Below are 13,147 nucleotides of genomic sequence, written 5' to 3'. Positions count from 1 at the left end.
AGTGGGCTCTGCTTTTACAATTGAGGTTGGTGTTGTATATAACAGGGAACTTCCAGCTATTAAAAGAGCCAGACTTGCAMATGTAATTTGACTACGTGTTTTCATAAGGCATTCCTCTCCTCTATTCATATTGTATAGGTGGTTGCTTGMTRTTTCATACTMACCACACAGCTATCATCTTCACCGATTACAAAAGGTCAACATTGAATTTGTAATCATCTTCATAAGTATTATTTTATCAACGCCATTCTGCCCTAACAAACGGTAAATCTCTCTTTTTTCACATGTTTGTAAACCACAGAAATTACTTCTTTTCCTTGAAACACTTTTGTTACTAGTTTGTTTTTCATATATAAGTCATATCTGTTCCGCCTTTCACGCCTCGTAATATTTTTATCCTATACAATGAAACTCTCTTTTTCCTTACCCATTCCTTACAAATTTCTTACGTTCAAAATAGATTCTATTTATTAATATTATTTAAAATCTGCGATACGATTTAATCTTAATTTAGTTGTTTTATAGAAATATTTCTGGTTTTCAGAAAATAATAATCGGAATATTCATTGTTTTCTATATTATTTTTAGAAAATAATCCCATTAATAGGAGTGTTATGATTTAATTGTTAGTCAATATCTCACTTTTAGAGCGTTAGTGTCTTTGAGAAAGTCTAAGCAAGCTATTGATTTCATTACCATCACAAACGAACTGCAAAAAAAGAATAGGGTTGAAGAGGCGGGAGAAGTCTCTTATTCCACCCAATTAGTTTCTATCTTCCCTATTTAGTAAACTTAAGGAGCTCGTTTTTATGAAAACTACCGAATCAAAAAGTCTATGGGGAAATACAATTTATTTACAAGTTTTCTCTGCGTATTCACTGCTTATGCTCGGAGTATTTATTGACATGTTAGCCATTATGACCATTGTTAGTTTTGAATGGGAAGTAGACCCCACCATGATTGGATTAATTCCTGTTGCGTATGCACTTCCTGGGATTATATTTAGTTCATGGGCAGGCGTGATTGCTGATCGCTTTAGAAAAATTCCAATTATGATGTTTTGTAATCTAATGGTTGGTTTATTAACAATTGTTCTTTTATTTGTCCAAAATATTCATTGGCTTTTGTTAGCATTAATGGTTCGTTCCATTTTTACCGTTTTTTACTATCCTGCACAGCAAACACTAACACGACAGATTGTTTCTCCTGATCTGCTTACCAAAGCAGTAAGTATCAATGGGATAGTTGAGCAAGGAACCAAGATACTGGGCCCACTTATAGGAGGAACGTTACTGAGCTGGTTTCAGCCAGAGTTTTGTCTGATTATAAGGGCAATATGCTGTTTACTAGCTGCTTTGGTTCTGTTGCCCACAATAAGGTTACAGGAATCTCTGTCAAGAGAACATATAGAAAAGAAACAGCAAAGTACTTGGACTGCTTGGTTACAAGGCTGGGGTTATGTATTATCCAATCGGATGATATTATCAACCATGATTTTCTTTACAATAGCTATGGCAGTATTACAATTAGTAGACTCACAGTTCCCTACTTTATTTAAGAGCTTGTTCCCAAATGATAAGAGTAAAATGGGATACATCATTTCTATTATTGGTCTTGGGGGAATAATTGGCGCATTCTTAACTCAGAAATTAAAACATTTTCAATATGGTTGGATAATATGTGGAGGTATTGCTTTAATGGGAATTGGCTTTGGAGGAATCAGTCTGATAACTCTGATAAGTCCTGATGCATCTCTCATTTTTGCCTATCTGATCAGTTTTATAGCTGGTATTGGAAGTGGACTTATGTTTGTATCCAATCAAGTCATTCTACAAATAGAATCTCATCAAGAACAGGTCGGAAGAGTATTTGGGATTCAAAGCAGTTTAGCAAATGCAGCCCTCATTATTTCTCCTGCTATGAGCGGTCCACTGGTTCACTTTTTCGGAGTAATTCAACTCTATTTTTATGTGGGTATTGGGCTCATCATCATTGCAGTAATTGGGGTTGCACTACAGAAATATTTATGGGTTACACATAAACAAGAACCTGTAAGAGTAAATAATTTTTGAAGGGAAGATTTTTTATGGCCAATGAGGAATGTTATCCGTTAAGTCATCCACAGAGGAGAATATGGTATACAGAAGTTATTCATTCCGGTAAAGGGATATGTAATTTAAGGTTTTTGTTTAAACTTCATAGAAAAATGGATTATTCAAAATTAAATCGAGTTGTGAATCGTGTTATTAGTGAAAATGATGGTCTTTGCATCAGATTAAAAGAAAATGGGCATCAGGAACCTGAACAATATTTTATTAAACATGAAGAACAAGAATTTGAGTTTTTCGATTTCAGTTCCGTGGAGGATTCAGATTTGCTTGAGAAATGGATTGAGCAGAAAACAAAAGAAACGTTTACATTATTTAATTCAGATTTATACTATTTCGCTTTAATAAAATTAAACGATAATGAATGTGCAGTCTTTGGGAATGTTCATCATATTATCATGGATGGTTTATCAATCCAAATATTTACCAGTCAGATTGCAAAATATTATTATGAGATGCATAACGAGACTGAGGAAGGCGAAATTAGAAATTCATATGTTCAATTTCTGGCCAATGAACAAACATACTTGAATAGTATTCGCTTTCAAAAAGATCAAAAATTCTGGTTAGAGGAATTTAAAACAATTCCATCTGTGACGGGATTGAAGCCTTATAATACGTACCAAGTTAGTACCAAAGCATCACGTGAAACGTTTATATTATCGGAGCATTTGAAGAAAAAGATAGGGTTATTTTCTGAAGATTATAAATTAAGTGTATATTCTCTTTTTGTTGCTGCTTTCTCATTGTCTATGTATCGGTGGACCTCATCGCTTGATATTGCATTAGGAATGGCTTATGGCAATCGTATGACTAAAATGGAACGGGAATTAATTGGAATGATGGTGAGTACGGTTCCTCTAAGAATGGATATGGATCCAGAAGAAGAAGTACTTTCATTTATTGGTAGGGTGTCCAGAAAACAAAGTAAATCATTACGACATCAGAAATACCCATTTGATTTGTTATTAAAGCAGATTAATAAAGAGAATAACAGCAATGTTAGACTTTTCGGAACTACGATTGATTATAGAGATCGTGATGAAAGTGGTGACTCACTTTGGATTCCAAATGGTGAAGAAATGCAAGATTTTGCAGTACATATTGAGAATTTGACTGATATAGACTCTTTACAAGTACATATTGACTATCGTAAAGAGCTATTTTCTAAAGAAGAGATAAACCGCTTTTTTAAAACCATGTTAGCAATAATAGAAAATACATTTAAAAACCCAAAGCAAAAGGTTTCTGAGATTGAAATTATTTCAGAAGAAGATAAAAGAAAAAGTTTAGTAGAGTTCAACAATCCTAAGCTTGATTTTCCACCTCAAGTAACTATTCATGAATTGTTCGAACAGCAAGCGATGATTTATCCAAATTCTATTGCAGTTACGTATGAAAAAGGAAAAGTTACTTATAGGGAGCTAAATGAACGTGCAAATCAGTTAGCTCATTATCTGCAGAAAAAAGGAGTAGGACCTGATACTTTAGTTGGGCTGTGTGTTGAACGTTCTCTAGAAATGATTGTAGGTATTTTAGGGATTTTGAAGGCTGGTGGAGCCTATGTTCCACTTGATCCAACATATCCAGAGCAGCGACTTCAATATATTTTAGAGGATGCTGGCATTCAGTTATTCGTAACGCAAGAAAGTTTAAAAGAATTGAAATGGTTACCAGAAAATATTAAATCGATTTGCCTGGATCGTGATAGAGATGAGATTGGGCAAGAAAGTAAGACCTTACCGTTTTCTGATGTAAGTTCTCAAAACCTAGCTTACGTAATCTATACTTCGGGATCAACAGGGAATCCAAAGGGCGTTATGATAGAGCATCACAATGTCATTCGTTTATTTAAATCGACGGACTGTTGGTATCAGTTTAATGAAAAAGACACTTGGACGCTTTTTCATTCTTATGCATTTGATTTCTCAGTATGGGAAATTTGGGGAGCATTATTATATGGTGGGAAATTAGTTGTTGTTCCGTACTGGATTAGTCGATCGCCCAAAGATTTCTATCAACTGTTAGTAAAGGAAGAAGTCACAGTTCTAAATCAAACACCTTCCGCGTTTCGACAGTTAATACAGGTGTGTGAACAAGAAGATGAGAATAAAAACTTGCAGCTGCGTTATGTGATATTTGGTGGAGAAGCGTTAGAACCTATTAGCTTGTTACCGTGGTTTCAAAGGTATGGGGAGAAAAAACCGCAGCTAATTAATATGTATGGAATTACAGAAACTACCGTTCATGTTACATATTATCCAATTACTCAAGATGATGTGCAGCATGCTTCAAGAAGTAATATCGGAAAGCGGATTCCAGATTTAGAAGTGTATATACTAGACGCTTATCAACAACCTGTACCTATAGGTGTAGATGGTGAGCTTTATATTGGCGGGGCAGGGCTTGCACGTGGGTATTTAAATCGACCTGAATTAACTGCAGAGCGCTTTATACCTCATCCATTTAGTAGTGATCCGAAAGCAAGATTATATCGGACAGGAGACTTAGCAAGGTATTTGCCAGATGGGAATCTGGATTATCGTGGAAGAATTGATCATCAGGTCAAAATACGTGGTTTCCGAATTGAGATTGGGGAGATTGAGTCTACTTTAAATGCATATGCATCTATAAAAGAGGCTGTTGTAATTGTTAGAGAAGATCAACCGGGTGACAAACGATTAGTAGCATATGTTGTAGGAGATGGAAATGTAGATGCGTGGCGAGAGTATCTTAAAGCGAAACTACCGAGCTATATGGTCCCTTCGAGATTTGTGACGATGGAAGCCATTCCACTAACAGCTAACGGTAAAGTTGATCGTGAGGTCTTACCTATGCCGGAGGAAGAGCAGACTAACAGTGAAGCTGTTGCCCCTCGGAATAGTAACGAAAAGATACTGGCTACCATCTGGAAGCAAGTATTAGGTGTTAAAAAGGTAGGAATTCATGATAATTTCTTTGAAATTGGTGGCGACTCGATTCTCAGTATTCAAATCATATCTCAAGCAAGTCAAGAGGGATTAAAACTTACTCCAAAGCAAATGTTTGAATGCCCAACCATTGCCGAGTTGGCACAAGTGGCTATAGAAACTCAGGGAGTACAAGCGGAGCAGGGAATTGTGACAGGAGAAGTGCCCCTTACTCCAATTCAGTACTGGTTCTTCGAGCAAGAACATTCACGTCCGGAGTATTGGAATCAATCGATGCTTTTAAGAGTAAAAGAGAGATTGGACGTGAAGTTACTAGAAGGAGCGATCTTAAACTTACTAAAACATCATGATGCTTTACGTTTCCGGTACGAACAGTTACCAAATGGAACGTGGAGGCAGAGAAATGAAGGGACTGATGAGCATTCTGTACTTCATGTGGTAAAACGGAACAAAGCTAATGAACAAGCGTGGAATAAAGTAATACAAGAAGAGATGAACATTACTCAAACTAGTTTCAATTTAGTTACAGGTCCGTTAATGAGAGTAGTTTACTTTGAGGACACCTTGTCTGGAAATGATCGAATATTCTGGGTGATTCATCATTTAGTAGTAGATGGAGTATCGTGGAGAATTCTATTGGAAGATTTACAGGCGGTATATAACCAGATGAAACAAGGTCAAGGAGTTCGCCTATCTGCGAAAAGTACATCTTTTAAAGAGTGGTCGGAACGCCTGCAGGCATACAGTGATTCGGGTATTTCAAAAGAAGTACAAGATTATTGGAATGAACGGGTAGAAAAAGAAACGATGAAAATTCCAATGGACTATCCAATGCAAGAAACAACAGAAGAATCGATTGATCAAGTGACGAGGACTTTAGGAGTAGAAGAAACACATGCATTGTTACAAGAAGTTCCAATGACTCATAAGACAAGGATTAATGAGGTACTATTGGCGGCATTAGGACAAGCTATCGTCGATTTTACAAATCAGCAAACGGTTTCTATTCATCTAGAAGGACACGGGAGAGAAGAGATGGTTGAAGGTATTGATCTATCACGGACAGTGGGCTGGTTCACGAGTATTTATCCTGTTCATCTGAATTTTCAAGGAACTAAAACACCTATTGAAGGATTAAAGGCTGTAAAAGATCAATTGCGTCAAATTCCGAATCGTGGAGTTGATTATGGTATTTTACGTTACTTGAAAAAAGAATTACTTCCGTTTTATCAGCAAAAGCCTTCAATAAGCTTTAACTATTTGGGCCAATTTGATCAAGTGTTTTCAAAGGAATCTTTGTTTATGCAAGAGACAGGATTTACATTTTTAGATCATGCTCCAGATTCCAAGCCATCGCATCTAATTGATGTTATCGGTATGGTAAAAGATAAGAAGTTACATTTTGTTTGGATTTATAGTAGAGAACAGTTTTCTAGATTAAAAATTCAAGCGATAGCAGATGGTATGTTGAGGCATCTTCGTCAACTTATAAATAAACCAACAACAGAGTCAGCTTTTACAGTATCAGATTTTGCTGATGCTGAGGATCTTACGGAAGAAAGCTTGAGCAAAGTATTACTTAAATTAACAAAGAAGAGGGTGTAAAGATGGGAGACGTTATAGATATATATGGATTATCACCTTTGCAAAAAGGAATATTGTTTCATACTTTATACGATCAAGATGATGAACATTCTTTTTCCTACATTGTACAAGTAGGCTTCTTGCTCGGGGGGCAATTGGATGTTGCTACTTTTGAAAAGGCTTGGGAATATGTTATTCATCGACATGAAGTTCTACGCTCAGTATTTGTGTGGGAGGAAGTAGAAAAACCTCTGCAAGCAGTTTACCAACGTCTTCCTTTTACTATTCATCAAGAGGATTGGAGTGCCCATTCGCATGAGGAGAGGGAGAAGAAATTACACCAGTTTTTGACTGCAGATCGTAGAAAAGGATTTTTATTGGATGAAGCACCGTTGATGAGAGTCACTGCGATTAAAGAAGCAGAAGAGGAAACGAGAATCATTTGGACACATCATCATATTTTGCTAGATGGGTGGAGTGTGTCATTGGTCTTTAGTGAAGTGATGGAAGTTTATCTCAAGATGATAAAGGGAGAATTGTTGAATCTTCCTAAATCTCTTCCTTATAAAAAATATATCCAGTGGATAAATAAACAAGATCAAAGTCAAGCAGAGGAATTTTGGACAGAAGAATTAAAGGGGTTTTATGCACCTACGCCATTAGCGATGGAAAGAAAGGATCAAGAACAGGAGAAGGGCTATGGAGAGTGTGTTTATCAGGTATCTGAGGAACTCACTGAGAATTTACAAGAGTGGGTACGAAATAGTCGATTAACATTGAATACGTTAGTACAAGGCGCATGGGCCTATTTGATGAGTAGGTATAGCGGTGAAAGTGACATCGTATTTGGCATAACTAGCTCTGGACGTCCTACTGATTTGATAGGAGCAGAGAATATGGTAGGTCTATTTATTAACACATTACCTACTAGAATTCGATTAACGGATGATACATCAGTAGTAGATTGGCTTCGTAAAATACAGATGAAAGAAATGGAACGAAGACAATATGAGCATAATTCGTTGGTTGATATTCAAGGGTGGAGTGAGGTTCCGCGGAATAGTTCCTTATTTCATACCTTGTATGTGTTTGAAAATTATCCAATTCAAGGTAAGAGAAATGATGATTTAAGATTACTAGATGTTAAAAGCGCGGAACAAACAAATTATCCTTTAACACTCATTGTAATGCCCGGTAAGAAAATTACTTTAAAGTTGATGTATGATCGAAGCTATTTTAATGAAGAAACAATAAATCGGATTCAGGGTCACTTATTGCAAATATTAATTCAGATGACGAAGAGCTTAGATTCAAAACTCTTTGAAATTACTCATTTAGCAGTGGAAGAGCAGACACAGTTACTAGAGGAATGGAATAATACTCAAGTAAAATATTYAGCTGAAGGCATGATTCATACGGTGTTTGAGGAGCAAGTCAAGAAAAATCCAGAAGCAATCGCAGCTATGTACGAAAATGAACAAATTACCTATAGAGAGTTGGATGAGCGTGCGAATCAGCTAGCACATTATTTACAAAAGCGTGGTGTAGGTTCAGAGTCTCTAGTCGGGGTATATATGGAACGTTCATTACAAATGATGATAGCGTTATTAGGTATTCTAAAATCAGGAGGGGCGTATGTTCCACTTGATCCTACTTATCCAGAGAGTCGGCTTCGTTATATATTAGAGGATGCTGGAATCGAAGTACTAGTGACGGGAGAAGATTCAGAAAATTTATATATATCTGAAGATGTTGAAACGATTTGTATGAATAAAGATTATACTGCAATTAAAAAAGAAGAATCAATCCCATGTATAAGTGGTGTAACAGGGAGAAGTTTAGCGTATGTTATGTATACTTCAGGATCTACAGGTAATCCAAAGGGAGTGATGATTGAGCATCATTCAGTAATCAATTACCTAGAATGGATGCAACATAAATATCCACTTTCTGAAAAGGATGTGGTCTTGCAGAAAACCCCATTCTCATTTGATGTATCTGTTTGGGAGTTATTTTGGGGTATTCACGTTGGAGCAAGTGTATCTTTCCTACCTCGAGGTGGAGAAAAAGATCCTTCTATTATAGCTGAAGTGATTAAAAAACATCAGGTTACTATAGTTCAATTTGTACCTTCGATGTTATCTGTTTTCTTAGATCACTTCAATCATATTGAATTGAACATGAATTGTTCGTCCGTACGCCATGTATTTTCTGGTGGAGAAGAACTAAGTTCAGGGTTAGTTAGACGATTTCAACAGAAATGGAATTATAGTGGACAAGTGAAATTAACCAACTTTTATGGACCAACTGAAGCCACTATTTATGTAAATGCATTTGATATTCAGCCTAATCAAGAATTTGTTTCTATTGGGCAGCCAATACAGAACACGCAATTATATGTATTAGACCAAAATCAACGCTTGCAATCAATAGGAATTGAGGGTGAGTTATATATTGGTGGTGCTGGTTTAGCACGTGGATACTTAAATCGTCCGAATCTTACTGCTGAAAAATTCGTTTCGCATCCATTTCGATTGGGGGAACGACTATATCGAACAGGAGATTCAGTAAGATATCTAACTGATGGAAATATAGAATTTATAGGTAGAATGGACCATCAAGTAAAAATGCGCGGTTTTAGGATTGAATTAGGAGAAATTGAAGCGACTTTAGAAAAATGTTCGTTTATTAAAGAGGCTGTCGTATTAGTTAGAGAAGACCGTCCAGGTGATCAACGATTGGTTGCATATGTAATAAGCGATGGAAATACCCAAGAGTGGAGAGAGTATTTACAAAACCAATTACCGAATCATATGATTCCAGCTCACTTTGTAGAGTTAGAACACTTCCCGCTTACTCCGAATGGGAAAATTGACCGAAAGGCCTTGCCAGCACCTGATGAGCAAGCTATTGGAGATTTAAATGTTCTACCTCGGACGCCATCGGAAGAGCTTATTGCCTCGGTTTGGGGTCAAGTGTTAGGGACAGAAAATATTGGTATTCAGGATTCCTTCTTTGAAAGTGGTGGGCACTCACTACTTGCTACTCAAATCGTCTCTCGATTGCAAGAATTGTTCCAAATCAAAATCCCATTACGTGAACTTTTCAAGCACGATACAGTGGAAGCATTAGCGAAACGAGTAGATCAGTTGCGCAAAGAAGATAAAAAACGAGAGGTTCCACCCCTTGTACCTATGACACGAGAAGAATCTATTCCACTTTCCTATGCGCAGAAACGTCTATGGTTTATTGAACAATTAATGCCAAATAGTGCGATGTACAATATTCATGCAGCGTGTCGCTTAACAGGTAAATGGTCAATTGAAGCATTGGAATCCGGATGGAATCAGTTGTTTGAGCGTCATGAATCATTACGAACGATAATTCTAAAACAAGAGGGTGAACCTTTTCAACAGGTTCAATCTCATGTATTCAGACATATCTCTCAAACGGATCTAACAGATCTCTCTTTAGAAGATAGGGAAAGAGAAATGAAACGGCTCATTCAAAACGAAGCGGAGGAACCATTTCATTTTGGACAAGGTCCTCTAATTCGAGCACGAATATTGAAAGTGGACAGGGAAGAATGGGTTCTCCTTTGTACGATGCATCATATTATTTCAGATGGATGGTCAATGGGAATCTTACTTGAAGAATGGATGGCTTTTTATGAAGGAGCACTAAGCGGAAAACCGGTGGAATTGAAGGAGTTATCTATCCAATATGCAGACTTTGTCATGTGGCAGAAGGAATGGCAAAAAGAAGAGAATTTGGATCAGCACCTTCAATATTGGAAGGAAGAATTATCTGGGGAGCTACCGGTTTTACAATTACCGATGGATCGTCCTCGACCTGCGGTTCAAACCCACCGTGGTGCAAGTCAGTCCTTAACGGTGGCGAATTCCCTACAGGAAAAGCTCAAAGATTTAAGTCTGCAAGAAGGATGCACTTTATTTATGACATTGATGGCAGCGTATCAAAGCTTCCTTTCTCGTTATACAGGACAAGACGACATCTTGGTTGGAAGCCCAATTGCAAATCGAAATGTTAAAGAGATTGAGGGATTAATAGGTTTCTTTGCAAATACGTTGGTTTATCGAGCAGATTTCAGTGAAAATCCGACGTTCCAAGAACTTTTGTCGCAGGTACGAAAAAAAGCACTAAAAGCCTACGAGTATCAGGACATTCCATTTGAGAAAGTGGTGGAATCTGTAAAACCGGAACGGAATACAAGTCATTCACCGATATTTCAAACCATGTTTACTTTACAGAATACGAAACAAGCGTTTCCTCAGCTATCTGAAAGAAACATGGAACTCATGGAAAGTCATGCTTCTGTTGCGAAATTTGATTTGAGTTTATTTGCTTCTGAGACGGAAGAAGGATTATCGCTAACCTTTGAATACAATACTGATTTGTTTAATGATACAACCATTGAACGCATGGCAAGTCATTTTGAACATTGGTTAAATCAAATTGTCTCTCATCCAAAATATTTATTATCTGAACTGAATATGTTATCGAAAGCAGAATATAAGCAATTACTAGAGGAATGGAATGAATCWGGTGTTGTAGATATACAAGAAAGCACGATTCATACATTGTTTGAAGAACAAGTGAAAAAAACACCAGAAGCAATTGCAGTAGTGTGCGAAGATGAAGAACTAACATATCGAGAGTTGGACGAACGCTCGAATCAGCTGGCACATTATTTACAGAAAAATGGTGTTGCATGCGAATCATTGGTTGGGATTTGCGTTACACGTTCATCCGAGATGATTGTCGGCCTCTTAGGAATTATGAAGGCAGGAGGAGCATATGTCCCAATTGATCCAGCGTATCCGGAAAGTCGACTGCAATACATTTTAGAGGATGCTCAAATAAAGGTACTGGTGACACAGGAAAAGTTACAACAAAAAATGGTTATAACTAAATCCGTTGCCGTGATTTGTATTGATCGTGATCGAGAAGAAATAGAACAAGAAGTAACTACAGTGTGTACCAGTGAAGTGACGGGCGATAATTTAGCCTATATTATCTATACTTCAGGTTCCACTGGAAATCCAAAGGGGGTAATGATTGAGCACAGGAATACAGTAACAATGATTCATTGGGCGCATCACACATATTCCCAAAAGGAATTAGCGGGAGTATTAGCTTCAACTTCGATATCCTTTGATCTATCCGTTTTTGAAGTGTTTGTTCCCTTAACGATGGGTGGTAAGGTGATTGTCGCTGAAAATGCTCTACATCTAGACAAGTTGTCTACCAAGGGTGTGACTTTGGTCAATACTGTGCCATCGGCAGCGAAGGAACTGGTTCGCGCAAAAACAATTCCTTCTTCGGTAAAGGTGATGAATTTGGCTGGAGAACCATTACCATATTCACTCGTTCAAGATTTATACGAGAGAAGTACGATTGAGAAGGTGTACAACCTATATGGACCGTCCGAAGATACTACGTATTCCACATATATGGAATTAGAAAAGGGTGTCATGTATAGGGTACCACCAATTGGTAAACCAGTCTTCAATGCAGAAGTATATGTACTGAGTGCTGAACAAAAAATGGTTCCAATTGGTGTAGTTGGTGAGCTTTACATTGGTGGATCAGGATTAGCACGTGGATACTTAAACCGTCCTGACTTAACGCAAGATTGTTTTATACCGCATCCGTTTAAAGAAGGAGAGCGAGTATACCGGACTGGAGACCTAGTAAGGTATCTGCCAGATGGAAATTTGGAGTATCTTGGCCGAATCGATCATCAGGTAAAAATTCGTGGGTTCCGGATTGAACTAGGAGAAATTGAAGCGACATTGCAAAAGCATACATTAGTTAACGAAGTTCTTGTGATGGTGCGGGAAGATTATCTTGGTGATCCACGTTTGATTGCCTATGTTGTGGGAGATGGGGATGCTCATAAGTGGCGTGATTATCTCAAGGACCAGCTACCAAATTACATGATTCCAGCCTATTTTGTCGGATTGAATGCATTTCCACTCACTCCAAATGGAAAGATTGATAGGAAGGCCTTACCAGTACTAGAGAGACAGGAGATAGTGAGGGGTTATATTGCTCCCCGTACACCTACGGAAAAAACAATCGTTTCAATATGGCATCAAGTTTTAGGTGTAGAAAATATTGGAGTGCAGGATTCGTTTTTTGAAATAGGTGGGCATTCATTACTTGCTACACAAGCTGTTTCCAATCTTAAAGAGGCTTTTGGAATCGAGTTACCATTGCATGATCTATTTACGTTTCATACGGTGCAACAATTGGCAAAACAGATTGATCAATTGTTCTATAACAAAAATCAAGAAATACAGAATGATAGTAAGGAGAATGTAAGTCTTCAAGACTATATTCAAAAAGAAGCAGAAGTGAGTAATGATGAAGAATTACTTGAACTACTTAAGCAATTAGAAGAGCTATCAGAGGAAGAAGCACAAGGAATATTCGAGAGTAATTTAGTTGAGGAAGGGGTAAAAAAATGAGAAGTGATTTACATGCAAAGCTGAGTTCACT

At 37.4% G+C, this 13,147-nt stretch carries 4 protein-coding genes and 1 pseudogene; 4 read left to right on the top strand and 1 reads right to left on the bottom strand.

The window, feature by feature from the left end; translation table 11 throughout:
- A pseudogene (locus AC1DJR_RS02755) lies at positions 1 to 129 on the bottom strand (serine hydrolase domain-containing protein); the annotation flags it as partial.
- Positions 130 to 655: 526 nt separating this feature from the next.
- Between AC1DJR_RS02755 and AC1DJR_RS02750 the strand changes: the two are divergent.
- The 4 genes from AC1DJR_RS02750 to AC1DJR_RS02735 are packed head-to-tail and all read left to right on the top strand — an operon-like array spanning position 656 to position 13,116.
- Positions 656 to 787 (top strand): DnaB-like helicase N-terminal domain-containing protein, encoded by a 132-nt coding sequence (locus tag AC1DJR_RS02750; protein ID WP_350462749.1) that lies wholly within the window; start codon positions 656 to 658, stop codon positions 785 to 787.
- 22 nt (positions 788 to 809) lie between these two features.
- Positions 810 to 2,072: an MFS transporter gene (locus tag AC1DJR_RS02745; RefSeq protein WP_429688408.1), complete on the top strand. Its 1,263-nt coding sequence runs from the start codon at positions 810 to 812 to the stop codon at positions 2,070 to 2,072.
- 14 nt (positions 2,073 to 2,086) lie between these two features.
- Positions 2,087 to 6,643 carry an amino acid adenylation domain-containing protein gene (locus tag AC1DJR_RS02740; RefSeq protein WP_429688407.1) on the top strand — a complete coding sequence of 1,519 codons (4,557 nt, stop codon included), beginning with the start codon at positions 2,087 to 2,089 and terminating at the stop codon, positions 6,641 to 6,643.
- 2 nt (positions 6,644 to 6,645) lie between these two features.
- The gene (locus AC1DJR_RS02735) at positions 6,646 to 13,116 is read left to right on the top strand and encodes an amino acid adenylation domain-containing protein (protein ID WP_477001974.1); all 6,471 of its coding nucleotides are present in this window, start codon (positions 6,646 to 6,648) and stop codon (positions 13,114 to 13,116) included.
- Positions 13,117 to 13,147: the final 31 nt, after the last annotated feature.

It is taken from the genome of Bacillus sp. 05T31 (assembly GCF_056396725.1).
This window is presented reverse-complemented; position numbering and strand designations above follow the sequence as displayed.